This window comes from Pseudomonas sp. NY15437 (genome assembly GCF_048068435.1).
Lineage (GTDB): Bacteria > Pseudomonadota > Gammaproteobacteria > Pseudomonadales > Pseudomonadaceae > Pseudomonas > Pseudomonas nitroreducens_B.
Window position 1 is genome coordinate 134,999 of record NZ_JBLUQC010000003.1, and the last position, 25,363, is coordinate 160,361.

19 protein-coding genes are annotated in these 25,363 nt (G+C 70.3%); 9 read left to right on the forward strand and 10 right to left on the reverse strand.

The genetic code is table 11. The annotated features are described in order from the left end of the window. The first annotated feature begins 18 nt into the window (after positions 1–18). On the forward strand, positions 19–1,095 hold the full coding sequence (locus ACNFIA_RS08145; RefSeq protein ID WP_416783911.1) for a sigma-54 interaction domain-containing protein: 1,077 nt from the start codon (positions 19–21) through the stop codon (positions 1,093–1,095). On the opposite strand, the gene ACNFIA_RS08150 is transcribed toward ACNFIA_RS08145, so the two are convergent. From ACNFIA_RS08150 to ACNFIA_RS08180, 7 genes are read right to left on the reverse strand one after another with little or no spacing between them, the layout of a single operon-like run. After that, positions 1,096–2,235: an LLM class flavin-dependent oxidoreductase gene (locus tag ACNFIA_RS08150; protein WP_416783913.1), complete on the reverse strand. Its 1,140-nt coding sequence runs from the start codon at positions 2,233–2,235 to the stop codon at positions 1,096–1,098. Then, on the reverse strand, positions 2,225–3,262 hold the full coding sequence (locus ACNFIA_RS08155) for an LLM class flavin-dependent oxidoreductase (RefSeq protein ID WP_416783914.1): 1,038 nt from the start codon (positions 3,260–3,262) through the stop codon (positions 2,225–2,227). Before ACNFIA_RS08155 ends, ACNFIA_RS08150 begins: the two co-directional genes overlap by 11 nt. Further along, positions 3,259–4,287 (reverse strand): LLM class flavin-dependent oxidoreductase, encoded by a 1,029-nt coding sequence (locus ACNFIA_RS08160; RefSeq protein ID WP_416783916.1) that lies wholly within the window; start codon positions 4,285–4,287, stop codon positions 3,259–3,261. The genes ACNFIA_RS08155 and ACNFIA_RS08160 overlap by 4 nt, the downstream gene beginning before the upstream one ends. Further along, the gene (locus tag ACNFIA_RS08165) at positions 4,284–5,315 is read right to left on the reverse strand and encodes an LLM class flavin-dependent oxidoreductase (protein ID WP_416783917.1); all 1,032 of its coding nucleotides are present in this window, start codon (positions 5,313–5,315) and stop codon (positions 4,284–4,286) included. Before ACNFIA_RS08165 ends, ACNFIA_RS08160 begins: the two co-directional genes overlap by 4 nt. Continuing rightward, positions 5,312–6,253 carry a 5'/3'-nucleotidase SurE gene (locus ACNFIA_RS08170; RefSeq protein WP_259755730.1) on the reverse strand — a complete coding sequence of 314 codons (942 nt, stop codon included), beginning with the start codon at positions 6,251–6,253 and terminating at the stop codon, positions 5,312–5,314. The genes ACNFIA_RS08165 and ACNFIA_RS08170 overlap by 4 nt, the downstream gene beginning before the upstream one ends. Then, positions 6,250–7,584: an LLM class flavin-dependent oxidoreductase gene (locus tag ACNFIA_RS08175; RefSeq protein ID WP_416783919.1), complete on the reverse strand. Its 1,335-nt coding sequence runs from the start codon at positions 7,582–7,584 to the stop codon at positions 6,250–6,252. The genes ACNFIA_RS08170 and ACNFIA_RS08175 overlap by 4 nt, the downstream gene beginning before the upstream one ends. A 55-nt stretch (positions 7,585–7,639) precedes the next feature. Further along, complete coding sequence (locus ACNFIA_RS08180) at positions 7,640–10,087, reverse strand: TonB-dependent receptor plug domain-containing protein (RefSeq protein WP_416783921.1); 2,448 nt, start codon at positions 10,085–10,087, stop codon at positions 7,640–7,642. A 412-nt stretch (positions 10,088–10,499) separates the two neighbouring features. Here ACNFIA_RS08180 and ACNFIA_RS08185 point away from each other — a divergent pair, with 412 nt between their 5' ends. After that, the gene (locus tag ACNFIA_RS08185) at positions 10,500–11,495 is read left to right on the forward strand and encodes a P1 family peptidase (protein ID WP_416783923.1); all 996 of its coding nucleotides are present in this window, start codon (positions 10,500–10,502) and stop codon (positions 11,493–11,495) included. Between the two features lie 730 nt (positions 11,496–12,225). Here ACNFIA_RS08185 and ACNFIA_RS08190 read toward each other — a convergent pair. Continuing rightward, the gene (locus tag ACNFIA_RS08190) at positions 12,226–13,611 is read right to left on the reverse strand and encodes a tetratricopeptide repeat protein (RefSeq protein ID WP_416783924.1); all 1,386 of its coding nucleotides are present in this window, start codon (positions 13,609–13,611) and stop codon (positions 12,226–12,228) included. A gap of 358 nt (positions 13,612–13,969) precedes the next feature. Here ACNFIA_RS08190 and ACNFIA_RS08195 point away from each other — a divergent pair, with 358 nt between their 5' ends. Genes ACNFIA_RS08195 through ACNFIA_RS08220 form a run of 6 tightly spaced genes read left to right on the forward strand, consistent with a single transcriptional unit; the run spans position 13,970 to position 21,046 of the window. Beyond that, positions 13,970–15,574: an ABC transporter substrate-binding protein gene (locus ACNFIA_RS08195; protein WP_416783926.1), complete on the forward strand. Its 1,605-nt coding sequence runs from the start codon at positions 13,970–13,972 to the stop codon at positions 15,572–15,574. After that, positions 15,571–16,563 (forward strand): ABC transporter permease, encoded by a 993-nt coding sequence (locus tag ACNFIA_RS08200; RefSeq protein ID WP_416783928.1) that lies wholly within the window; start codon positions 15,571–15,573, stop codon positions 16,561–16,563. The genes ACNFIA_RS08195 and ACNFIA_RS08200 overlap by 4 nt, the downstream gene beginning before the upstream one ends. Continuing rightward, a complete protein-coding gene (locus tag ACNFIA_RS08205; protein WP_416783930.1) occupies positions 16,560–17,396 on the forward strand; it encodes an ABC transporter permease in 837 nt (278 codons plus the stop codon). The genes ACNFIA_RS08200 and ACNFIA_RS08205 overlap by 4 nt, the downstream gene beginning before the upstream one ends. Then, on the forward strand, positions 17,393–19,003 hold the full coding sequence (locus tag ACNFIA_RS08210; protein ID WP_416783932.1) for an ABC transporter ATP-binding protein: 1,611 nt from the start codon (positions 17,393–17,395) through the stop codon (positions 19,001–19,003). The genes ACNFIA_RS08205 and ACNFIA_RS08210 overlap by 4 nt, the downstream gene beginning before the upstream one ends. Beyond that, positions 19,000–20,208, forward strand: a complete 1,209-nt coding sequence (locus ACNFIA_RS08215) for an LLM class flavin-dependent oxidoreductase (protein WP_416783934.1) — start codon at positions 19,000–19,002, stop codon at positions 20,206–20,208. The genes ACNFIA_RS08210 and ACNFIA_RS08215 overlap by 4 nt, the downstream gene beginning before the upstream one ends. Further along, positions 20,201–21,046, forward strand: coding sequence for an alpha/beta fold hydrolase (locus tag ACNFIA_RS08220; RefSeq protein WP_416783936.1), 846 nt, complete (start codon positions 20,201–20,203; stop codon positions 21,044–21,046). The genes ACNFIA_RS08215 and ACNFIA_RS08220 overlap by 8 nt, the downstream gene beginning before the upstream one ends. Positions 21,047–21,104: 58 nt before the next feature. Here ACNFIA_RS08220 and ACNFIA_RS08225 read toward each other — a convergent pair whose 3' ends face one another. Together ACNFIA_RS08225 and ACNFIA_RS08230 are read right to left on the reverse strand one after the other, a co-directional pair. Continuing rightward, positions 21,105–22,688 (reverse strand): rhodanese-related sulfurtransferase, encoded by a 1,584-nt coding sequence (locus tag ACNFIA_RS08225; protein ID WP_416783938.1) that lies wholly within the window; start codon positions 22,686–22,688, stop codon positions 21,105–21,107. Next, positions 22,685–23,290, reverse strand: coding sequence for a 3-mercaptopropionate dioxygenase (locus tag ACNFIA_RS08230; RefSeq protein ID WP_416783940.1), 606 nt, complete (start codon positions 23,288–23,290; stop codon positions 22,685–22,687). Before ACNFIA_RS08230 ends, ACNFIA_RS08225 begins: the two co-directional genes overlap by 4 nt. Before the next feature lie 114 nt (positions 23,291–23,404). On the opposite strand from ACNFIA_RS08230, the gene ACNFIA_RS08235 reads away from it, so the two are divergent. After that, complete coding sequence (locus ACNFIA_RS08235; RefSeq protein ID WP_416783942.1) at positions 23,405–24,301, forward strand: LysR family transcriptional regulator; 897 nt, start codon at positions 23,405–23,407, stop codon at positions 24,299–24,301. Positions 24,302–25,363 lie beyond the last annotated feature (1,062 nt).

The window sequence follows — 25,363 nt, forward strand, 5'->3', positions numbered from 1 at the left end:
AGCCGGCAAGCAGGACCTATGAGCCAATCTCCCTGGGGCGCGACGCCCGTGCTGACCTTGCCGCAGGGCGAGAAGCAGCCGCTGTCCATTCGCGCCAAGGCGCTGGTGTTCGCCGATCCGCGCTCGCGCCAGTTGCTGGAGTTCCTTGATCGCGTCGGTCCCAGCGAGGTGCCGGTGCTGATCAATGGCGAAACCGGCACGGGCAAGGAGTTGGTGGCGCGCTACATCCACAGCGCCAGCGGGCGCAAGGGCGCGTTCGTCGCGGTGAACTGCGGCGCGATCAACGAGAACCTCGCCGAGAGCGAGCTGTTCGGCCACGAGGCCGGGGCCTTCTCCGGCGCCACCGGGCGCCGCGCCGGCTGGTTCGAGGAAGCCGATGGCGGCACCCTGTTCCTCGACGAGATCGGCGACCTGCCGATGCCGCTGCAGGTCAAGCTGCTGCGCGCCTTGCAGGAGCAGGAGATCGTCCGCGTCGGTTCGCGCAAGCCGATCAAGGTGGACATCCGCCTGGTCACCGCCACCAACGTCGACCTGGAGCAGGCGGTCGACGCCGGTAATTTCCGCCTCGACCTGTTCTACCGCATCAACGTCGCCCAGGCCCGTGTGCTGCCGTTGCGCGAGCGCCCGCTGGACATCATGCCGCTGGTGGAGCACTTCCGCCGGCTCTATGCCCAGCGCCTGAAGATCGCCGAGCCGATGTTTTCCGAGGCTGCCGTCAGCGCGCTGCTGGACTACGCCTGGCCGGGCAACATCCGCGAGCTGGAGAACGTCGTGCACCTGGCCCTGCTGGTGGCGGGAGAGAAGGTGGTGCGCCCCGAGCACCTGAAGTTTTCCGCCGCGCTGTCGGGGCAGCGGATGGGCTCGGGCGCGCCGACCGGGTTGCCGCAGGAGATCATCCGCGACCAGTTGCAGCGTCTGTTCGACGTGCCGGGGGACACCCTGCTGCACGACCTCGAGGACCTCATCGTCCGCGAGTCCTTCGCCCATTGCGGCTTCAACCAGCTGCGCACCGCCGCGCTGCTGGGCATCAGCCGCAACGCCATGCGCACGCTGCTGGTCAACCACGGCCTGCTCAAGGGCCGCGCCAAGGCCTGATCAGTCGCGGCGGCGCTGCCGGGCAGTGGCGGTGGCAGCGTCGCGGCGCAGCAGTGGCAGCAACTCTTCGCCCAGGTGGATCGCCTCTTCCAGGTGCGGATAGCCGGAGAGGATGAAGGTCTCCACGCCCAGCTGGCGATACTCCTCGATGCGCTCGGCGACCTCCGCGTAGCTGCCCACCAGCGCCGTGCCCGCGCCGCCGCGCACCAGGCCGACACCCGCCCAGAGGTTCGGTGAAACCTCCAGGTCGCGCACGCCGTGCGCGCGGCCCTGGGTGAGGCTGATCTGCCGCGATTGCCCCACCGATTCGTAGGCCGCCAGCTGTTGCTGGGCCCGCTCGATGGCGTCGCGGGGAATCTCGTCGAGCAGGCGCCCGACGTGGGCCCAGGCCTGCCGTGAATCGGCGGCGGCGAACACATGCAGGCGCAGGCCGAAGCGCAGTTCACGGCCGTGAGTGGCAGCCAGTTCGCGCATGCGCAGGATGCGCGCGCGGATCATCGCCGGCGGCTCGCCCCACATCAGGTAGGTCTGCGCGTGGCTGGCGGCGATGCGCTCGGCGACGTCCGAGGCGCCGCCGAAGCAGATCGGCGGCAACGCCGCTTCCCGGGGAATCGGCACCGGGCTGCCGGTGCGGTAGTACCGTCCATGGTGCTCGCGTCCGCCCCAGGTGGCGCGGAACACGTCGAGGAATTCGGCGCTGCGGGCGTAGCGCTCGTCGTGTTCGAGGAAGTCGCCCAGGGCGCGCTGCTCGAAACGGCTGGAGCCGCTGACCAGGTGCAGCAACAGACGGTTGTCGCTGAGCTGCTGGAGGGTGGCGGCCTTGTGCGCCGTGTAGGCGGGCAGCTCGACGCCGGGGCGCAGGGTCAACAGGAACTTCAGCCGTCGCACTTCCTGGACCATCAGCGCGACGATCAGCCAGGGGTCTTCGAAGCCGCTGGCGGTGGGCACCATGATGCCGTCGAAGGCCGCCTGCTCGGCGGCGCGCACCACCTGGCGCAGGTAGTCGAGGGTCGGAGCGCGTTCGCCCTGCTGGAACAGCCCGACCTTGGGCAGGCCGCTGCTGGTGAGGTGGTGGCCGTCACCGTTGGTGGGCAGGAACCAGTCGATCTCGATGGGCTTGCGTTTGGGTTCAGCGGCCAATCCGGGTGTCCTTTTCAGCTTCGGTGCGCAGCAGCGGCAGGACCCGTTCGCCGAAGCGCAGGACCTCGCGCACCGCGTTGGGTGCATGCAGGATGATCTGGTCGAGGCCGGCACCGTGCAACTCGCGCAGGCGGCTGGCGACCTGGGCGTAGCTGCCCACCAGCACGGGCGATTCGTCGGCGGCGGGCAGCCACAGGTTGGGGTGGATCTCATGGCGTCGGGCGGGGTGCTCGGCGCGCTCGGCCAGCAATTCGACCACGGCGGCATCGCTGCGGCGCTTGCCCTTGCCGGGGGCGGCGAAGGGTTGCGCCTGGCGGGCGGCTTCATCCCAGGCCTGCTCTTCGCTGTCACGGGCGATGATGCCGAAGCTGGCGACATGGCCAAGGACACGGCCGGCGCCGCGCGCAGCCTGGTTCAGGCGGGCGATGGTAGCGCCCAGTTGCGCGACACCGGTGGCCGGCACGACGCACAGGTCCGCGCGGCTGGCGATGCGTTCGGCGCCCAGGCTCTCGTCCAGCAGCAGGGGCGTGGGCGGCAGGTCGCGCAGGCCCAGGCCGGCGTTCTCCAGGTGGAAGTAGCGACCGTTGTGGTCCAGCGGCGTGGCCGGGGCGTGCAGCAGGCGCTGCAGGATGTCGAGGAACTCGTCGATGCGTTCGTGGCGCTGGTCGCGGTTGAGCACCTCGCCGAAGGCCCGACGCAGGCTGCCGCGATCGCTGTCAGGCAGGTGCAGGCGCACCCGTCCGGCGGACAGCGATTGCAGGCTCTGCAGCGTCGCCGCCAGCGCCGCGGGGAGCATGGCCTCCGCCGGCAGGCTGAGGGTCAGCCCGAGCCGGCGGGTGTGCGCGCAGAGCGCTGCGGCGACCATCAGGCTGTCCGGCTGGTTCGGCCCGCCGGGCAGGTAGAGGTCATCGAAACCGGCGTACTCCACGGCCTGGGCCAGTTGCACCCATTCCGCCGGCTGCGCCTGCCAGTCCAGCCCGCGGCGGGTGCTGCTGGCGCAGAGTTTCCAGGCGAAGCGCAGGCTCATCCGGCCACCGCGAGCGCCTGGCCGGCGGGCGTCCAGCCCAGCGCCGGGGCGATGTCCCGCGCCAGTTGCTCCAGGCGCCGCAGCACCTGGGCCTGGGTGGAGCTTTCCGACTGCACCACGGCGATGAAGTAGTCCGCGTAGGGCAGCAGCGACGGGTCGTTGCGCACGCTGGCGATCACCTCGTCGGGGTGGCCGTGGTGGACGTTGAGCAGGCGCAGGTGGCTTTCCAGGTCGGCGGCTTCGTCGATCAGCCCCTCGCGGATCAGCCGTGGCACGTGCAGTTCGATGTCCGGCGCCAGTTCCGCGCGGGACTGGGCCTTGTCCTGCGCGGGGAACACCGCGCGCACCACGCCGATGCGCGGGCGCCGCGTGTCGTCCTGCCAGGCGCCGAGGTAGGCATCGGCCAGGGGCTTCTGCACGGTGAGCGGATCGTGGGTGGCCGTGCCCAGCAGCAGGCCGTTGCCTTGTTCGGCGGCGTACACCGCGCCAGCGGCGCTGCCGTGGGAATGCCAGAGTCGCTCGCGCAGCGCGGCGGCCGGCGGATGCAGGCGCAGCTGCGCCTCACCGGGCAGCGGCGCGCCGAGCAGGGCGGCCTGCAGGGCGCGCTGGGCCTGCTGGAAATCGTCCTGGCGGCGCTGCGCATTGCGGCCGAAGGCGTTGAACATGTCCAGGTTGGCGCCGCCGCTGCCCAGGCCCAGCTGCAGACGACCGGCGGACAGCGCGTCGAGCACGGCGGCGTCTTCGGCCAGGCGCAAGGCATCCTCCAGTGGCAGGGTGATCACCGCCGTGCCCAGTTCGATGCGCCGGGTGCGCGCGGCGATGCTGGCGAACAGCAGCAGCGGCGAGGGCAACTGGCCAAAGCCGCCGCTCAAGTGGTGCTGGGCGATCCAGCCGCCGTCGAAGCCCAGCGCCTCGGCGAATTCGAACTGTTCCTGCAGGTCGCGGTAGACCTGGCGGGGGTCGCTGCCGAAGGCGTGGGTGAGAAAGCCGAGCTTGAACGGCTGTCGCGGTTTCAGGGCGCTCATGCCGGGACCTCCTTTGCTGGGGTGCGCTGCGGGCGTGGTTGCCAGCCTAACGCGGGGGCGATGTCGCGGGCGACGATTTCCAGATGACGCAGGGCTTCGGCAAATCCGGTGGAGGTCGTCTGCACCTGGACGACCAACTGGTCATCGGCGCCCAGCGGCGCATCCGCGCGCAGCTGTTCGGCGATCTTCGCCGGGTCGCCATGGAGCACGCCGAGGGCGTCGAGCACCGTCTCGAAGCCCTGCGCCGGGTCGGCGTGGCCAATGCCGATGCGCCGTTGGCGTTCGACGTAGGTGAGGATGTCCTGGCGCAGGGTCGAACCCTGCGCCGCGGCATCGGCGCCGGGGAACACGGCACGCACCAGGGCGACGCGGGGTGTGCCGGAATGGTCGGGATTCCAGGCCTGGCGATAGCGCTCGATCACGTGCGAACGCGGTTCGGCGCCGGCGGTGGGGTTGGGCGCGAGGATCAACCCGTTGCCGCGCGCGGCGACCTGCTCGACGCGCGAGGTGGCCTCCCACAGGCGGCGGTCCAGCCCGTTGGCGGCCGGGCGCAACACGCGGCCGTCGGCGTTCAGCGGCTCGCCGGCCAGGGCCTGGCGCAGGCGCTCCAGGCGCTGGTCGTACTGGGCATGGCGGCCTTCCAGGCTCTGGCCGAAGGCGGCGAAGCTGTCCGGGTCGAAGCCGGCGCCCAGGCCCAGTTGCAGGCGGCCCTGGCTGAGCAGGTCGAGCACCGAGGCGTCCTCGGCCAGGCGCAGGGCGTTTTCCTGGTTGAGCACGACGATGCCGGTGCCCAGCTGGATGTGCCGGGTGCGCTCGGCGGCAGCGCTGAGCAGCACCAGCGGCGAGGGCAGGCGGCCGTTCTCGCTGGCGAAATGGTGCTGGGCCAGCCAGCCGCTGTCGAAACCCAGTGCCTCGGCGGCCTCGAACAGCTCCAGGGTCTGCTGGTACAGGCGCGGCTCGAACTGCGGGGCATACACGCGGTTGAGAAAGCCCAGGCGGAAGGTGCGATGCCGGGTGGGGTGGCTCATGGTTGGCGCTCCTGGTCGATCTGCCCGAGCAGTGGCGTCAGCGCGGCGCCGAGGCCGTCGCTCGCGGCCGGCGCGCCGGGCAGGGCGTTGAACGGGCTGAGGGTGAGGTAGCCCTTGGCGACCCACACCGCTTCGTCCTCGGCGTTGCTCGCGTCCGCCGGTGGCGACCAGGCGAAGCCGATGCCCGGCTTGCCGGCCAGCTTCGCGTCGAGCTTGCCGAGGTCGTCGGTGTAGATGGCGTGGAAGGGCACGTAGCTGCCGATGCGGGTCAGGCGCGCGCCCTGGAGCTTTTCCAGCGGCGGCAGGTTGAGGTTCAGGCCGACGCCTTTGGGCAGCAGCGCGCCGTCGGCTTGTCGGTGCTGGGCCAGCGCGTCCACCAGGCGGGTGACGATGGCGGCGATGCGCGGGCTGTCCTGTTCCTTCAGGTCGGCGCTGACCGCCAGCGCGGGGACGCCGGCGAGCACCGCGACGCTGGCGGCGTTGAAGGTGCCCGAGGCGCTGTTGAGGGCGCCGAGGTTGTTGCCGGGGTTGGGCCCGACGATGACCAGGTCGGGGTGCGGCAGGACCTTCTCCAACCCCAGCAGCAGCGCCATGACCGGCGTGCCGCTGATGCGGATGTCCACCTGCTGGCCGGCACAGCTGGCGCTTTCGCACTGGCCCTTTTCGGTGGTGGTGAGGTAGTAGCTGTCCGGATAGGCCGGGTCGTCGTCGCGCCCGATTTGCGTCTCGCGGCCGAAGAAGAACGCGCCGCCGCGCGCACTCTGGTCGCTGTAGGGCGCGGCGATGCGCACAGTGTGCCCGTCGGCCTTCAGCGCGGTGTACAGCGCACGGATGTTCGGGTGACGGTAGCCGTCGTCGTTGCTGAGCAGGATGTTCAGCGCGAACGCCGGCGGCGCCAGGGTGCAGCCGGCGGCCAGCAGCAGCGGCGCGAACCTCATGCCGCACTCCCGGCGAAGCGGTTGGCCGGGCGCGCCAGGCCGAGGTTCTCGCGCAGGGTCGCGCCCTCGTATTCGCGGCGCAGCAGGCCGCGTTCCTGCAGCAGCGGCACCACCTCGTCGACGAACACCTCGATGCCGCCGGGCAGGTACGGGAAGAACACGTTGAAGCCGTCGCAGGCGCGGGCCTGGAACCAGGCGTCGAAGGTGTCGGCGATGTCCTCGGCGGTGCCGATCACCGGGTTGCCGCCGGCCAGGCGCAGGTACAGCTGGCGGATCGTCAGGCCCTCGTTGCGCGCCAGTTCCAGCACCTTGTCGCGGCGGCTGCCGCGCTGGCCGACCGGGGTGTCCGGCAGCGGGCCGTCGAGGTCGTGGGCGGAGAGGTCGATGTCCTCGCCGAGGGTATCGGCCAGCAGGCGCAGGCCGAGCACCGGGTCCACCAGGCTCTGGAATTCCTCGAACAGCTCGCGGGCTTCTTCGCGGGTGCGGCCGATGAAGGGCGTGACGCCGGGGAGAATCTTGATGCCGTCCGGATCGCGGCCGAGCGCGGCGGCGCGTTGCTTCACGTCGGTGTAGAAGGCCTGGGCGGCGGGGATGGTCTCGGCCATGGCGAAGATGACTTCCGCCACGCGCGCAGCCAACGCCTTGCCGGCATCCGAGGCGCCGGCCTGCACCAATACCGGGTGGCCCTGGGGTGGGCGCGCCACGTTGAGCGGGCCGCGCACCGAGAAGTACTCGCCCTTGTGGTCGAGCACGTGGAGCTTGGCCGGGTCGAAGTACTGCCCGCTGGCCTTGTCGCGCAGGAAGGCGTCGTCTTCCCAGCTGTCCCACAGGCCCTTGACCACGTCGTGGAATTCCTCGGCGCGGCGGTAGCGTTCGGCGTGGTCGATGTGTGCCTCGCGGCCGAAGTTCCAGGCTTCGTCGGAGACCACCGAGGTCACCAGGTTCCACGCAGCGCGACCCTTGGACAGGTAGTCCAGCGAGGCGAACTTGCGGGCGATGTGGTACGGCTCGTTGTAGCTGGTGGTGGCGGTGGCGATCAGGCCGATGCGGCTGGTGACGGCGGCAAGCGCGGCCATCAGGGTCAGCGGCTCGAAGTGCTCGCCGCGCGCGGTGCGGCTCAGGGCATCGAGGTGGTGGCCCCAGAGGGCGACCACGTCGGCGACGAACAGCGCATCGAAACGGCCGCGCTCGGCGGTTTGCGCGACCTGCCTGAAGTAGTCGAAGTCCAGGCTGGCGTCGGCCTGGGCCTTGGGGTGGCGCCAGGCGGCGACGTGGTGGCCGCTGTTGGCGAGGAAGGCGCCGAGCTTGAGCTGGTCGGTACGGCGGGTCATGTCGTGTCTCCCGTTCGGGCGGGCGCCGCCGGGGCGCCCGCTGGCTTGCGCCGGGTCAGAAGTTGTAGGCCAGGCCCGTGTACCAGTAGCCGCCGGTGGTGCCGTAGGGCGAGAAGTTGCCGTACGGGAAGGCGCCGGAGGTGCTGGGCAGGTGGGTGCGGTCGGGGTAGACGTTGAACAGGTTGTTCGCCCCGGCGGTGAGCGTCAGGCTGCGGGTCAGGTGGTAGTCGACGTTGAGGTCGGTGATCCACTGCGGGTCGAAGGTGCGGTCGTAGACCTCGGCCGTGCCGTACTGGGTGTACTCGCCGTAGCGGGTCAGGTTCAGGCTCACGTCGAACTGGCCGATGCTCCAGTCGGCGCCCAGCAGCAGGCGCGATTCCGGCTGGCCGTGCTTGAGGTTGCCCTGGCGCTGGCGGTCGTAGCCGCCGTCCGGGCCGAGGGCGGACTGGGCCACGGAGGAGGCGTGGATCTTGTCGATCTCGGTCGTGTTCCAGTTGAAGCCGGCGTTGTAGCGGATGCTGCCGTAGGCGCCCAGCTCCTGGCGGAAGTCGCCGACGATGTCGACGCCGCGGGTGGTGGTGTCCAGCGCGTTGGTGAAGTAGGTGACGTACTGGTTGGGGTTGAGCCCGGCGTCGGCGAGGATGTCCTGGATGGCCGGCGTGCCGCCCAGGTAGCCGGTCTGGGCGATGCGGTCGCGGATCTTGATCTGGTAGGCGTCGATGGTCAGGCTGCTGGCCGGGGTCGGCTGCAGGGTCAGGCCGATGCTGTAGTTGGTGGATTTCTCCGGCTTGAGGGTGGAGGCGCCCAGGGCCTTGGCCACGTCCGAATCCACCGCCACGTTGCGGTAGTCGATCAGGTTGCCGTTGACGCTGCTCTGCGAGGTCGAGCTGTAGATCTGCTGGGCCAGCGAGGGCGCACGGAACCCGGTGCTGGCGGTGCCGCGCACGGCCAGGATCGGGGTCAGCTGGTAGCGGGTGGAGAGCTTGCCGTTGGTGGTCACGCCCGAGCCGTCGTTGTAGTGCTCGTAGCGCCCGGCGAGGTCGACGTGCCACTTGTCGGTGAAGTCCTGGCCGATCTCGCCGTAGCCGGCGTAGCTGGTGCGGCCCTTGGAGGCGGCGTCCGCCGGGGTGGTGCCGGCGCCGGAGATGGTGCCGGGGGCGATCAGCGCACCGTTGGCGCCGTACTGGTAGTCGCCGTAGCCGTAGGAGGCGTACTCGCCCTTGCCGATCTTGTAGTTCTCGTAGCGGTGCTCCAGGCCCCAGGAAATCTGCGTGGGCTTGGCCAGGCCGAGGTCGAAGGCGCGGGTCAGGTCCAGGTTGCTGGTCCACTGGCTGAAGGTCTTCACGCCGGTGTCGACGTTGGTCGGCGAGTCCGGACCGTAGCTGAGGTTGTAGGTGTCGGTCAGCGTGGCGCGGGCATGGTCCTGGCCGTAGGTGGTGGACAGGTCGTAGTCCCAGCCGGCTGCCTCGCCCTTGCCGCCGAAGGCGAACTGGAAGTCGTTCTCGATGAACCGCAGGTTGTCCTCGATGCCTTCGGGGTACGGCGTGGGGATGCCGTTGAAGCTGGCCGGCTGGTGGAACGCCAGCGGCTTGGACGATTCGCGGTTGGTGTAGGTGGAGAAGGAGTACAGGGTCAGCGCGTCGTTCACCGGCAGCTCGGCGTTGTAGCCGAGGCTGAAGTTCTCCACCTTCGGCAGGCCGGTGCCGTAGTAGGTGTGCTCCAGGCTGGTGTGGCCGGCGGAGTCGGTGTAGGGCGCGTTGTCGGAGCGGTCGGAGACGTTCTGGTGCTTGTAGTCCAGGGCGAAATTGACGAAGCCCTCGTTGCCCAGTTCGAAGCCGATGTTGCCGCTCTGGCGAGCGGTCTCGCCGTCGCCGTTCTCGTAGTTCTGCCCATAGGTGGTGGCCAGCCGGCCGCCGTGGTCGGTCTGCTTGAGCACCACGTTGATCACCCCGCCGATGGCGTCGGAGCCGTACTGGGCGGAGGCGCCGTCACGCAGCACTTCGACGTGGTCCACCAGGGCGGTGGGGATCATGTCCAGGTCCACCGGCTGCGAGCCGGAGTTCAGGTAGGTGCCGTTGTTGAGCAGGGCGCTGTTGTGCCGGCGCTTGCCGTTGACCAGCACCAGCACCTGGTCGCCGTTGAGGCCGCGCAGGCTGATCGGGCGCACCACCGAGGTGGAGCCGAAGCCGGAGGAGGCCGGCAGGTTCAGCGAGGGCAGCACGCGGCTCAGGGCGCGGGTCAGGTCGCCCTGGCCGGTGGCCTCCAGCTGCTTGCTGGAGATGACGTCCACCGGCGCCGGGCTGTCGGCCAGGGTGCGCGCCTGGCCGCGGTTGCCGACCACCACCACGGTGCTCAGACGGTTGTCGGCGGTGGTCTTGCTGCTATCGACGTCAGCGTCAGCGGCGAGCGCCGGCAGGGCCTGGCCGATGGCGAGGAACAGAAGGCTGTGGGTGAACAGCGTGCGGGCGGTCGATGCGCTCCGGGCACGGGTGACTCGGTTCATGGTTACGCTCCAAGGTTTGCTCCCGGCTGGCGCCCGTGTGGGTGGCCGCTGCGGGTTATCGTGTCGACGGCATCGGGGCCGCGTTGGCGAACGGCTTGTTGCTGGGAGGGACTGGTCGCGTTCAGTCGGAAGGCAGGCTCAAGCTCATGGCGCTGACAAGGCAAGCGCTGTGCCAGCCCGGAAAGGCCTTGTGTTTCATGGGCTTGCACAGGGTGGCGGAAATTCCCTGCTGGGTTTGCAGCAGCGCGGTTCCAGGCTGTTGCTTTTCTCCCAGCCGGTGGCGAGGGGGCGGTGCGCGAGGGGGCAATGCTGCATTTGCAGCAACCGGCGTGCGGGCGGGCTCGGCCGCCCGGCTGCGCACTGGCACAGGCCTTGCTCGGAGGCTGCTTTCCCTTGCTGCCTGGAGAGACGCATGCCAAGACCTGGCCCGCGCAACCTGATCACCGATATCCCCGGCCTGCTGGTCGGCCACGCCACCGATGAGCGCGTGCGCACCGGGGTCACCGTGTTGCGCCCGGACGGCGTGTGGACCGCCAGCGTCGACATTCGCGGCGGCGGCCCGGGCGGGCGCGATTCCGCCGCGCTGGAGCCGCAGAACATGGTGGGGCAGCTGCATGCGCTGGTGTTTTCCGGCGGCTCGGTGTTCGGCCTCGGCGCGGCGGATGGGGTGAGCGCGGAGCTCTCTGCGCGCGATGTCGGCCTGCACCTGAAGGCCGGCGCGCCGGCCATTCCCATCGTGCCGGCAGCGGTGCTGCACGACCTCGCCAATGGCGGCGACAAGGGCTGGGGCATCGACCCGCCGTACCGCGAGCTGGGCCGCGAGGCGCTGGCCAACCTGGATGTGGAGTTCGCCCTCGGCGCGGTGGGCGCCGGGCGCGGCGCCATGGCCGGCGTGCTGCCGGGCGGGCTGGGTTCGGCCTCGCTGGATTTGGGCGACGGCCTGGTGGTGGGCGCGCTGGTGGTGGCCAATCCCATCGGCAGCGTCTACATGCCCGACGGCGAAACCTTCTGGGCCTGGCCCTGGGAGCAGGGCGGCGAATTCGGCGGACGCGTGCCGACCCAGCGCATGGATTGCAGCGAGCCGATGCCGGAGCTGTCGCGGCTGGACTCCATGGGCCGCCTGCAGGCCGGCGCCAACACCACGCTGGCGGTGGTGGCGTGCAACGCGCGGCTGACCACGGCCGAGTGCAAGCGCCTGGCGATCATGGCCCAGGACGGCATCGCCCGCGCGGTGCGCCCGGCGCACCTACCGTTCGATGGCGACAGCCTGTTCGCCATGGCTTCCGGCGCGGTCGAACTGGTGGACGGCCAGCGCCGCCAGGTGGAGCTGTCGCGCATCGGCTCGGCCGCCGCCGACTGCGTGGCGCGGGCGATTGCGCGGGGTGTGTACCTGGCCCGCACCCTGTAGGACCGAGGGGGACGCCGAGTCCTTGCGCGCGAACAGGCCGGTCGCGGTGCCAAGCGGTTCGCGAGTAAGCTCGCTCCTGCAGGTCAACGCCGGCGCTGCAGGGGCAGAGCGTAGGAGCGGACCTTGTCCGCGAAATCCGTCGCGGCGGCACTGTCACGTTTCGGCATGCACCGGGCATGGCGCCCGTTCCGTTTGGGGCGTTCATCCTTGAATGCTGGCGTGAAGGGGGATACTTCGCGGATAAGGTCCGCTCCTACCCGCAAATGTCGGCGCTTTCCTGCTGCAGGGCGGTTCGCGAGCAAGCTCGCTCCTGCAGGTCAACGCCGGCGCTGCAGGGGCAGAGTGTAGGAGCGGACCTTGTCCGCGAAATCCGTCGCGGCGGCACTGTTACGTTTCGGCATGCACCGGGCATGGCGCCCGTTCCGTTTGGGGCGTGCATCCTTGAATGCTGGCGTGAAGGGTGAGACTTCGCGGACAAGGTCCGCTCCTACCCGGAAATGTCGGCGCTCTCCTGCTGCAGGGCGCTTCGCGAGCAAGCTCGCTCCTACACGATCAACAGCCCCTCACCCTGACTCTCTCCCGCGCGCGGGAGAGGGGACGGTGCGGTGCAGGATGAAACCGCAGCACCCGCCGGCACGATCTGCTCCCTCTCCCACGGGGAGAGGGCTGGGGTGAGGGGAACGCGCAAACACAGGCCTATCCGGGGGAAACTGTGGCCCCACAGCGGATTTCAGCGAGCGCTCAGATACGGATTCTCCGCCAGCGCACGCTTTACCCGGCGGGCGGCGCGGGCGGCTTCCTGGGGGAGGCCGAGGGCGTCGTAGACCCGTTGCAGATAGCGGTTGCCCGGCACGTCCTGGGCGTCGTAGCGGCGGCGCAGTTCCAGCGTCTGTTGCGCCGCCAGCCAGTGCCCGGCGCGCAGTTGCGCGTCCAGCTCGATGAGCGCGAAGAGGTCGCGCTGGGCATGGCTACCGCCGATCTCGCCCAGGCGCGGCAAGGCCTGGCCCAGGCGTCGTGCGGCCAGCGCATAGTCGCCACGGGCATGGGCGTACAGGCCTTCGGCGGCGGGCAGGGTGACCTCGGCCCAGGCGGCGCGGCTGAACTCCGGCGCCTGCCGCGCCTGGTGCCTGAGCGCATCGAGCAGTTCGCCGGCTTCGTCCTGCCCGGCGCGGGCCAGGCCGTAGAGGTACTGCAGGCTGAGGAAGGGCTGCACGACATCCGCCCGGCGTTCGCGCAGGTAGGGCAGCAGGGCCTCCCAGCGCGGGCCGACGTCGATGCCGGCGAACTCCAGGCGGGCCAGCAGCGAGACCGCGCCGATCTGGTCCTGGGAGTACTCGGGGAAGATGCCCCAGACGTGCCGGTCGTAGATCTCCAGCACGCGCTGCTGGTGGCCGCGCGCCAGGTGGAACAGCGCCAGGTGCCACCAGTTGTGGGTGTACATGAAGGAGTTGAGCCCCTGCCAGCCGGCGCTGGCCTCCTCGAGGAACTGCGTGCCTTCCTCGATGCGGCCGCGGGTCAGCAGCACGTGGGCGAGGGCGTGTTGCGCCCAGGGTTCGCTCGGCAGCAGTTGCAGGGCGTAGCGCGCGGTGGCTTCGGCTTCCTCCAGCAGGTGGCACTGTTCGTAGGCGAAGGCCAGCATGCCGTAGGCCTGGGGTACATCCTCGGCCCCTTTCACGGCTTTCAGGGCGATGCGCAGCATGGCCGGCGCGTTGCCGCGGTTGAACTCGAAGTACTGGTTGAGCTTGGCCGCCAGCAGGTCGCGCGGGTGCTCGTCGAGCAACAGCTCGCTCAGGCGCAGCGCCTCGGGCAGGTCGTCCGCGCTCCAGGCTGCGAGCAGCGCGGTATAGCGCTCGGCGCGGGGAATGCCGGGGCCGGCCGCCCAGGCCCGCTGCAGGTAGCGCGCGGCGAGGCTGGGTGCCTGCGGCGATTCGGCGAACATCATCAGCAGACCGGCGAAGGCGTTGGCCAGTACCGAGGCCGGGTCGGCCTCGGCGCCGGCGAGGATGTTTTCCGCGCGGGTCTGGTAGGCCAGCACGCCGCCGGTGAAGTCATCGATGGCCTGGCGGGTATCCGCGCGCTCGCTGTCGATGGGGTTGCCGAGATAGTCCTGGGTCATGCGCTGCCGCTCCACGTAGAAGATGCAGACTAGTCGCAAACCCTGTGCCAGTCGCCCTGGTCGCGCGCTCCGGTTCGCCACAGCGCCCGCTTTTCGTAGGACCGAGGGGGCGCCTAGTCTTGCTCGCGAAGCGCTTCTTGCCAGCTCGCAGAAAACCGAGAGCGCCCTGCATGCCGCTGTTCACCCGGCCAGGTTGCTGCTTTTCAGGCAATGCGCCGCCCGCACTGTGTGATTTGCACCAGCGGCCCTTCGCAGGCGTGCCGCAAAGCCCGCAGCGAAGGGCCTGCGGGCCCATGGCACAGCGCTTGCTCAAGCCCCTGCAAAGCCGATTCGCGGCGCTGATCCTGCAGGAGCTTCCATGTCCAGTCCCACCTTCCGCCGCGCGCCCCGACGCCCTCGCCATGCCCGGCTGCTCGCCGGCCTGCTGGCGGCCGGCCTGGCCATGGCAGGCGCCGCCGTGGCGGAGCCGACCCGCGGCGGCCAGCTCGACCTGGTGGCGCAACCGGAACCGCCGTCGCTGTCCCACGCGGTGGTCAGCCATGTCGCCACCCAGTACGTCGGCGGCAAGATCCTCGAAGGGCTGATCACCTTCGACACCGACCTGAAGCCGCAACCGGTGTTGGCCCGCCGCTGGACGGTGTCGGCGGACGGCCTGACCTACACCTTCGAGCTGCAACCGGGCGTGAAATGGCACGACGGCCAGCCCTTCAGCGCCGATGACGTGGTGTTCAGCTTCCAGGACTTCTATCCGGAGGTGGACAAGCGCATGGCGAGTCTCTTCGCCGAGTACGTGCAGAGCGTGCAGGCCAAGGGCACCGACCAGGTGGTGTTCCAGCTGAAGAAACCCTTCTCGCCGCTGCTCTCGGCCCTGGGCAGCGGGCTGCGGCCCATCGTGCCCAAGCACCTGTATGCCGGCACCGACTACCGCAGCAACCCGTACAACCTCAAGCCGGTGGGCACCGGGCCGTTCGTCTTCCAGGAGTGGAAGCGCGGCGCCTACATCCGCCTGGCGCGCAACCCGGCGTACTGGCACCAGGGCCTGCCGTACCTGGACGGCATCGTCTACCACGTCATCCCCGACGCCGCCGCCCGCGCCGCGGCCTTCGAGCGCGGCGAGGTGCAGGTGCTGCGCAGCGGCGACGCCGACTACGCCGACCTCAAGCGCCTGTCGCAGCTGCCGGGCGTCGAGGCCTCGGAGAAGGGCTACGAGCTGTACCCAGGGTTGGCTTTCCTGCAGATCAACACCCGCAAGCCGGGCCTGGACAACCCCAAGGTGCGCCAGGCGATCCTCTATTCGCTGAACCGCCAGTTCATCGTCGACAACATCTTCTTCGGCACCGGCCGCGTGGCGGCCGGGCCGTTCCTCGGCGCCTTCCACGATCCGAAGCTGCCGCAGTACGGCTATGACCCGGCCCGGGCCAAGGCGCTGATCGCCGAATCCGGCGTGGACGTCAGCACGCTGCGGGTGCGCCTGCTCAATGGCGAGAAGGGCGGTGCCTGGGAGCGCCTGGCCGAGTACACCAAGCAGGCGCTGCAGCCGCTGGGCATCAAGGTGCAGGTGGCGACCTCCGACGCCGCCACCTGGTACCAGCGCGCCAGCGACTGGGACTTCGACCTGACCTACAACTTCATCTTCCAGGTTGGCGACCCGTACCTGACCACGGCCTACCTGTACCGCACCGACTACATCCTCAAGACCTCGCCGTTTGCCAACATCACCGGCTACAGCGACGCCGCCGCCGACGCGCTCTGGCAGCGCGTCGCCAACACGCCCGAAGGCCCGCAGCGCCAGGCCGTGTATGGCGAACTGGAGCGCAAGCTCAACGATGACCTGCCGATCGCGCCGATCTTCGAGATGCGCTTCCCCACGCTCTACCAGCAGCGCGTGCACAACCTGATCCGCAGCGCCACCAGCCTCAACGACAGCTACGCCGAGGTCTACCTGGAGCCTGCCAAGCAATGAATGTGCTGCTGTACGCCGGCGCGCGCCTGGGGCGTGCGCTGGCCCTGATCGTCGCGGTGCTGGTGGGCGCCTTCCTGCTGCTGCGCCTGGCACCGGGCGACCCGGCGCTGCTGATGGCGGGCGAGGCGGGCAGCGACGATGCCGACTACATCGCCCGGCTGCGCGGCCAGATGGGCCTGGACCTGCCGCTGCCGGTGCAGCTGTGGCGCTACCTCGCGCAGATCGCCCACCTCGACCTGGGCTACTCCTACCGCAACCAGGAAGGCGTCTGGCAACTGATCGCCGAGCGCCTGCCCGCCACGCTGCTGCTGATGGGGTCGGCCTTTGCCGTGTCGCTCACCCTCGGCGTGACCCTGGGCGTGCTCGCCGCGCGCAGCCAGCAGGGCAGCGGCCGGCTGGACCGCTTCATCGGCCGCGCGGTCTGGGTGTTGTTCGCCACGCCACCCTTCTGGCTCGCGCTGCTGCTGGTGCTGCTGTTCTCCGTGCAGCTGGGCTGGCTGCCGGCGTTCGGCATGCAGAGCGTCGGCGCCGACCTGCGCGGCTGGGCCTGGTGGACGGACCGCCTCGGCCACCTGCTGCTGCCGTGCCTGTCGCTGAGCTTCCTGTCGCTGGCGATGTACGTGCACCTGACGCGCAGCGCCATGCTCGACATCCTGCCCCAGGAACACGTGCGCCTGGCCCGCGCCAAGGGGCTGGGCGAGGGGCGCATCCTGCTGGCCCACGTGCTGCGCAATGCGCTGGTGCCGGTGGTGACCTTCGCCGGTCTGCAGCTCGGCCAACTGGCCAGCGGCGCCCTGCTGATCGAGGTGGTCTATGCCTGGCCGGGCATCGGCCGGCTGCTCTACGACGCGCTCAGCCAGCGCGACTATGCGTTGCTGCTGGGGGTGTTCCTGGTGATCTCCTGCCTGGTGGTGGCGTTCAACTTCCTCGCCGACCTGCTGTGCCGCCTGCTGGACCCGCGCATCGGCGCGGCGGGGGAGGTGCGATGAGCCTGCGTCATGCGTTTGCCCGACCCGGCGCGCTGTTCGCCGCCGGGTTCCTGGTCCTGCTGGCCGCCTCGGCGCTGCTGGCGCCCTGGCTGTGCTCGGCCTCGCCCTGGGAGATGCTGGCGCGGCCGCTGGTGCCGCCGTTCAGCGATGCCAGCCACTGGCTGGGCACCGACATGCTCGGCCGCGACATCGCCACCGGCTTGCTCTATGGCGCGCGCACCTCGCTGACCGTGGGGCTGCTGGCGACCCTGGCGACCCTGCTGCCGGCGCTGCTGATCGGCGCCACCGCCGGCTATTTCGGCGGCTGGGTCGATGAGTTGCTGATGCGCATCGCCGAGTGCTTCCAGATCATCCCGCAGCTCGTGCTGGCGGTGGTGCTGGTGGCGCTGATGGAACCCTCGGTGGGCTCGGTGGTGCTGGCCCTGGCGCTGGTGGCCTGGCCGCCGGTGGCGCGGCTGGTGCGCAGCGAATTCCTCAGCCTGCGCCAGCGCGAGTTCGTCCAGGCGGCGCTGGTGCTGGGCCAGCGGCCGGTGCGCATCGTCTTCGTGCAGATCCTGCCCAACGCGCTGTCGCCGCTGCTGGTCAGCCTCACCTTCATCCTCGCCGCCGCCATCCTCACCGAAGCCGCGCTGGCCTTCCTTGGCCTGGGCGACCCGGAGGCGATGAGCTGGGGCTACATGATCAATGCCTCGCGCAACCTGCTGCGCGAGGCGCCGTCGATGAGCCTGCTGCCGGGCGTGGCGATCCTGCTCACGGTGCTCTCGGTGCAGCGTGTCGGCGAGGCGCTGCGCGAAGCGGTGCAGACAACCGGCAGCCAGGGAGGCCGCCCATGAGCGAGAAACTGCTGGAAGTACACGACCTGCGCATCGACCTGCCGGCCGGCGGCGACCGTGCCTGCGCGGTGAACGGGTTGTCCGTCGACCTGTCGGCTGGCGAGGTGCTCTGCGTGGTCGGCGAATCCGGCTCGGGCAAGTCGATGCTGGCCAACGCCATCCTGCGCCTCTTGCCGGCGCATCTGACGCCGGTGGCCGGCAGCATCCGCTTTCGCGGCGAGGACCTGGCCGGGCGCAGCGAGGCGGGCATGCGCGAGCTGCGTGGCAAGGACATCGCCATGGTGTTCCAGGAGCCCATGAGTGCGCTCAACCCGCTGATGAGCGTCGGCCGGCAGGTGGACGAGAGCCTGCGCGCCCACGGCGTGGCGTCGGCGGCCAAGCGCCGCGAGCGGGTGCTCGACCTGCTCGGCTACGTCGGCCTGCCCGAGCCGCACAGCCTCTACCACGCCTATCCCTTCCAGCTCTCCGGCGGCCAGCGCCAGCGGGTGGTGATCGCCATCGCCCTGGCGCTGGAGCCGGCCCTGCTGATCGCCGACGAACCGACCTCGGCGCTGGACGTCAGCACCCAGGCCCAGGTGCTCGACCTGCTGCGGCGCATCCGCCGCGAGAAGGGCATGGCGGTGCTGCTGATCACCCATGACTTCGCCGTGGTGGAGGCCATCGCCGACCGCGTGCTGGTGATGCAAAAGGGCCGCGCGGTGGAGCAGGGTGCGTTGCGCCAGGTGCTGGACGCGCCGCAGCATCCCTACACGCGCCAGCTGCTGGCGGCGCTCGCGCCCGGCCAGCGCCGCCCTCGGCGCTTCGAGGCGGACGTCGCGCCGCTGCTGGAGGTGAGCGGCCTGCACAAGCACTACGACAGTCGCCAGGGCCTGTGGCGCCGACGCCGCGTCACCGCCCTGGCCGACGCCTCGTTCAACCTGCGCCCCGGCGAATGCCTGGGCATCGTCGGCGAATCCGGTTCGGGCAAGACCACCCTTGGGCGGGCGCTGGTGCGCCTGTTGCGCCCGGACGGCGGGCAGATCCTGCTGCGTGGCGAGGACCTGGCGTCCCTCTCGCAGCGCCGCCTGCGCCCGCTGCGCCAGCAGGTGCAGATGGTCTTCCAGGACCCCTTCGCCTCGCTCAATCCGCGCCAGCGCGTTGGCCGGCAGATCATGGCCGGGCCGCTGGCGCATGGGGTTTCCGCCAGCGAGGCGGAGCGCCGCGCGCGGGAGCTGCTGCAGCAGGTCGGCCTGCCCGACGCCGCCTTCGAGCGCTACCCGCGGGACTTCTCTGGCGGACAGCGGCAGCGCATCGGCATCGCCCGCGCCCTGGCCCTGCAGCCCAAGGTGCTGGTGGCCGACGAGTGCGTGTCGGCGCTGGACGCCCTGGTGCAGCAGCAGGTGCTGGAACTGCTGGAACGGCTGCAGCGCGACCTGGGCCTGAGCCTGGTGTTCATCACCCACGACCTGCAGGTGGCGGCGCGCCTGTGCGACCGTATCGCGGTGATGCAGGGCGGGCGCATCGTCGAACTGGGCGAGGCGCAACAGGTGCTGCGCGCGCCGCGCCACGACTACACGCGCCGGCTGCTCGCCGCGCATCCGCTGCGCGACGTGGAGGAGCCCGCATGACGGCGCCACGGCAGATGGCGCTGGGCGCTTTCCTCATGGCCACCGGGCATCACCTGGCGGGCTGGCGACACCCCGGCGCGCACGCCGCTGGCGGGCTGGACGTGGAGCACTACCGGGCGCTGGCGCGCACCGCCGAGCGCGGCTGCTTCGATGCGATCTTCCTCTCAGACACCCTGGCCATGCTGCCGGGGCGCCTGGACGCGCTGAGCCGCATGGCGCGCACCGAGCACTTCGAGCCGCTGACGCTGCTGGCGAATCTGGCGGTGAGCACCCGGCACATCGGGCTGGTGGCCACCGTCACGTCGTCCTACAACGACGCGGCGAACGTGGCGGACACCTTCGCCACCCTGGAGTCCCTCAGCGGCGGCCGCAGCGGCTGGAACCTGGTGACCTCGAGCAACGCCGAGGAGGCCGGCAACTTCGGCCGCGACCGCCACTACGAGCACGCCTGCCGCTACCGCATGGCCGAGGACTTCCTCCAGCGCGTGCGCGAGCGCTGGGCGGCCCGCGGCGTGGCGCCGGTGCAGGTGCTGGCCGGCGCGTCGGAAGCCGGCCGGGAACTGGCGGCGCGGCAGGCGGAGGTGCTGTTCACCGCGCAGCCGGAACTGGCCGGCGCCCAGGCGTTCTACCGCGATATCAAGCAGCGGGTGGCGCGCCACGGCCGCGACCCGGACGCGCTGAAGGTGATGCCCGGGGTGCTGCCGATCCTCGGCGCCAGCCGCGCGCAGGCCGACGAGCGCCGCGCCCAGTTGCAGGAGCTGGTGCAGCCGGTGGTGGGGCTGTCGCTGCTGTCGGACGTGGCCGGCGGCTTCGACCTGTCGCCATGGCCGCTGGACGGCCCGCTGCCGGAACTGCCGCCCACCGAGTCCGGCGTCAGTCGCCAGCACCTGTTGCTGGACCTGGCGCGGCGCGAGGGCCTGAGCATCCGCCAGCTGTACCAGCGGATCGCCGCCGCGCGCGGCCATCGCGTGGTCGCCGGCACCGCCGCGGACATCGCCGACCAGTTGCAGGCGTGGTTCGAGTCCGGTGCGGCGGACGGTTTCAACATCATGCCGCCGTACCTGCCCGGCGGCCTCGACGATTTCGTTGCCCAGGTGGTGCCGCAGTTGCAGCGGCGCGGTGTGTTCCGCCGACGCTACAGCGGCACCACGCTGCGTGATCACCTGGGCCTGGCCCATTCGAAGGAGGTTGCCCTGCATGGCTGAACACTGGACCCAGGAACTGCCCCGCGTACGCGGCGAGCCGATCGAAATCCGCCCCGGCCGGCGCATCAGCCTGGCGTACAGCCAGGGGCACAGCCACCCGCACACCGTGGTGTTCTTCGCCCACGGCGGTGGCGGCAACAAGGACCAGTGGCGCGAGCAGTGGCGCGAACTGCAGGCCGCCGGCTACAGCCTGGTGGCCTGGGACCTGCTGGGCCACGGCGCCAGCGACAAGCCCCGGCGCGCGGCGGACTACGCCTGGGACGAACTGGTGGCCGACCAGGTGGCGGTGCTGCGGCGCCATGCCGGCGAGCGCAACATCCTCGCCGCGCATTCGTTCGGCACCGGGCTGAGCATCAGCAGCCTGCTCCGGCTGCAGGCCGAAGGGCAGGGGCAACTGATCGACGCGGCGCTGCTGCTGGGCACCCAGCTCGCGCGGCCGCTGGGACGCGGCGGGCTGTTGTCGCTGCCGGCGTGGCTGCTGGAGTGGCTGCGGCCGGTCCTGGCGAAGGGCTTTCGCGAGCGCGCCTGGCACGCCGACGCCGACCCGGAGCTGGTGGAATACGAGGAGCGCCTGACGCGCCACAACCGCCTGGACGTGTTCAAGGCGCTGGTCAGCCAGGCGTCCTGGCTGCCGGAGGGGGAACTGGAGCGCCTGCTGCTGCCGGTGCGGATCGTCTCCGGCGACAGCGACGGTCTGACGCCGGCCGAGCGCGCCCGGGCGCTGCACGAGCGGCTGCCGAACTCGCATTTCGAGGTGCTGGAGCACTGCGGTCACCAGCTGATGCTGGAAAAGCCCCAGGCCATCAACCGGCACCTGCGCGAGTTGCTGGCGAGCTGAGGCGAAGGGCGACTGTCTGGCTCGCCCGCCCGCGAACGGGCAGGCGAGCGCTGGCGCATCAGATCACGTAGAAACCGTGGGTGCCGTCGCGGCCCAGTTGCTCCACCAGGCCGAACTCCCAGTCGAGGTAGCCCTGCATGGCCTCGCGCGGGTTGTCGGTGCCTTCGTAGGGGCGGCGGTAGCGGTCGATGCGGGGCGCCGCCAGCAGGCTTTCGCCTTCCTCGGTCGGCTGGCCGGCGGCGACCCAGGCGCTGGTGCCGCCCTCGAGCAGGAACACCGGCTTGTCGGTCAGCGCCGCCACGTCCGGCACCGCGAAGCGCGCCAGCAGGCTGGTGCCGCAGGTGAGCACGTAGCGGTCGGCATCACCCAGCGCGGCCAGTGCCTGGCGCAGTTGGCTGCGCAGGGCCCAGGCGGCGCCGGGGATGTGGCGCTTCACGTAGTTGGCGCTGGCGGTGAAGTCGAGCACGGCGGTGCCCGGCGCCCGCAGCCAGTCGGCCAGGGTCTGCGGGGTGATGGTCTCGGCCTGCGGCTTCGCCGGCAGCGGGGCGCTCCAGGCGCCTGTCTCGCTGAAATCGGCAGCGCCTGCGCCGTCGAGCACCGCCACTTCCCAACCCATCTGCGCGAGCCAGGAGGCGCTCATGTTGGCGCGCACGCCATCGTCGTCCACCAGCACCAGGCGCGCACCGCGCACGCTGGCGACGTGGTCGGTTTCCTGCACCAGCTGGCCGCCGGGGGTGGAGCGCGAGCCCGGCAGGTGGCCGGCTTCGTACTCCTCCGGGGTGCGCACGTCGAACAGGTAGGTGGTGCGGGCGGCGTCCGCCTGCCACTGGCGCAGGCCGGCGCGGTCGATGCGCGCCACCTGCGCCCGGTCGGCCACGGCACGGGCGCGCAGGGCGGCGGCCTGGCGGGTGTCGGCCGATACCTCGGCGAAGCGCCGCGCCTGGCCATGCTCCAGCTGTTGCCCGGCGAGGGTCCAGCCGATGGTGCCGTTACGCAGCGCCGAGACCGGGTTGGGGATGCCGGCATTCACCAGCGACTGGGTGCCGATGATGCTGCGGGTACGCCCGGCGCAGTTGACGATGACGCGGGTGGCCGGGTCCGGCGCCAGTTCGGCCACGCGCAGCACCAGTTCGGCGCCCGGCACGCTGATGCCGCCGGGGATGCTCATGGTCTGGTATTCGTCGAAGCGGCGGGCGTCCAGCACCACCACGTCGGCCTGCTGGTCGAGCAGCGCTTTCACTTCCTCCGCCGCGAGCGACGGCGTGTGGCGCTCGGCTTCCACCAGCTCGCCGAAGGATTTGCTCGGCACGTTGACGTCCTTGAACAGCTCGCCGCCGGCCGCGCGCCAGCCGGCGAGGCCGCCTTCGAGCAGGGCGGCGTCGCTGTAGCCCAGGGCGAGCAGGCGTTGCGCGGCGACCTCGGCCAGGCCCTCGCCATCGTCATAGACGGTGATCGGCGTGTCGCGGCGCGGCACGCGGGCGTAGACCTCCAGCTCCAGCTTGGACAGCGGGATGTTGGCGGCGAACAGCGGGTGCTCCTGGGCGAACGGGTCTTCCTCGCGCACATCCAGCAGCGCCAATTCCTGGCGGGCGAGGAGGGCGGCGCGGATGTCGTGGAAGGAGCGGCGGGTGATCTGACTCATGCGGGGTTCTCTTTCGACAGGTCCCAGATATTGGGCAACTGGCTGTTGGAATAGCCGGAGATGAAGGGTTTCTCTTCACCGTCGGCGCTGAATACGGCACGTCGCACCGCGCCGATGTTGGCGCCGTAGACGTGGATGCTGATGGAGGCGCGGTCGCTGAAGGCATTGCTCACCTGGTGGATGTCGCCGATGCGCGGCGATACCGCTTCCACCTCGCCCGGCTCCAGGCGATGCGCCTCGCCGGCCGCCTGCAGGCTGCCGTCCGCGGCGAAGGCGAAGGGCTGCGAATACTCGGCGCCGCGCAGCATGCCGATCAGGCCCCAGACGCGGTGGTCGTGCACCGGCGTGCGCTGGCCCGGGCCCCAGACGAAGCTGACCACGGAAAAGCGCTGCCGCGAGTCGGCGTGCAGCAGGTATTGCTGGTAGCGCTGCGGATCGGGACGGGCGTAGTCCTCGGGCAGCCAGTCGTCGTGGCGCACCAGGTCGGCCAGCAGCGGGGTCGCCTGGGCGAGCAGCGCGGCTTCGTCGGGTTGGCTGTCGATGAGGGCCGCGAGGTCGCCGATGAACTGGCGCAGGCGGTCGAGGCGCAGAGGGGCTGGCATGCGCAAAGATTCACTCCGGTCGGGTTTGGCGCTACGGTATCAAACGGTTTTTTATTCCTGAAATGCATTTTGAATCTAAGCTAATATGCAAGAAATGCAATTGGTGCCCGTTTCATGAAGATCGATGACATCGACGCCTTCGTCGCCGTGATCCGCAACGCCTCCCTCAGCCAGGCCGCCGAAAGCCTCGGCTTGACGCAGTCGGCCATCACCCGCCGGGTGCAGAGCCTGGAGGAGTCCCTGGCGGTGGAACTGCTTGACCGCAACACCAAGCCGCTCAAGCCCACCGCCGCCGGGCGCCGGGTGTTCGAGCAGTGCCTGCGGGTGCTGCGCGAGGTGGACGGCCTGCGCGAGCTGGTGGCCAGCGACAGCGCCCCCAGCGGCGTGCTGCGCCTGGGCGTGCCGCAGAGCATCGGCGAAGTCGTGCTGCTCGACGCCCTGCGCCGCCTGGCCGAGGAGTACCCGGAACTGCGCGCGCAGGTCAGCAGCGGCTGGGGCAGCCACCTGCTGGCGCGGCTGGAGAATGCCGAGCTGGACGCGGCGGTGGTGCTGTTCCCGCCGAGCAAGGTATTCCCCGATGACCTGGGCGCCACGCCGCTGGGCCGCGTCGAACTGTGCGTGGTGGTGGCGAAGGACAGCGACGTGCAGGCCCGCCGCCTGCTCGATTGCTACCAGCATGGCTGGGTGCTCAACCCGGACGGGTGCGGCTTTCGCGCCGGCCTGCAGCGCGCCCTGGCCGACCAGGGCCTGGGGCTGCAACTGAACCTGGAAACCTTCGGCAGCGAACTGCAGCTCGGGCTGGTGGCGGAGGGCCGCGGCCTGGGCCTGGTGCCCGCGCCGGCCCTGGGGCGCAGCCGTTATCGCGAGCAGTTGCGGGTGTTGCAACTGGAGGACTTCCAGCCGCTGATCCAGCTCTGGCTGGTGCGCCCGCGCCTGCTCGGCAACCTGGAAACGCCGGCGCAGCTGTTCGGCGCGGCAGTGGCCAGCGGGCTGGATATTTCGCCGGCCTGAATCCGCCCATCACCTCGCGGCGGATAATGCTGGCGCGTTATCCGCCCGACGGGCCTGGGCGCGTTGTGCGCCCGACGCCGCTACGATTCTCGCGAACCGCCCCCGCTCGGTGTGTGGCCGGATGCGCCGTGGCGGCCCTGTTCGCGAGCAAGGACTAGGCGTCCCCCTCGGTCCTACGAAGAGCCCCTTAGGGCGCCTGCAGGTGTGTAGGAGCGGACTCCGTCCGCGAGGGTGTCCGGCGCGACGCGAACCCATCGCGGACAAAGTCCGCTCCTACGCCAAGGTGAAAGACGTGGCGATCCGCCGATTGCCTGTGGCGGATAACGCTGGGGCGTGATGCGCCCTACGGGTCTGACGCCACAGTTTCAGCCGGCACCGATCCAGTTCCCTCTCCCTTCAGGGAGAGGGAAACACAGGCACGGACCGACGACAGTTGTTCCTTCGCCAAGGAGAAGGGCGCGGCGATCCGCACGTAGGGCGGATAACCCGGAACGGGTTATCCGCCGATTGCCTTGTGGCGGATAACGCTGGTGCGTTATGCGCCCTACGGGTTTGACGCCACAGTTTCAGCCGGCACCGATCCAGTCCCCTCTCCCTTCAGGGAGAGGGTTAGGGAGAGGGAAACACAGGCACGGACCGAAGACAGTTGCTCCTTCGCCAAGGAGAAGGGCGCGGCGATCCGCACGTAGGGCGCATAGCCCGGGACGGGTTATCCGCCGATTGCCTTGTGGCGGAGAACGCTGGCGCGTTATGCGCCCTACGGTCTGCGGTCAGGTGACGCCGCGGGTGGGCCTGTAGGAGCGAGCTTGCTCGCGAACTCCGTTCGCTCGCTGGTTCACCCGGATGGTGTCGTCGCGGCCCCGTTCGCGAGCAAGCTCGCTCCTGCAAACAGCGAAAAGCTCGGCGCGCAAGTTGGTGGCATCAAAATATGCGCAATTAGCATATTAGGATATGACAAAAATGAATTTCCATCATGAAGAACTTGCCTATAGCTTCTAAGAACGACGCCACACAGGGCGTTTTTCTTATAACGCAAGCCGCCGGTGCGATGCCGCGGCCCAG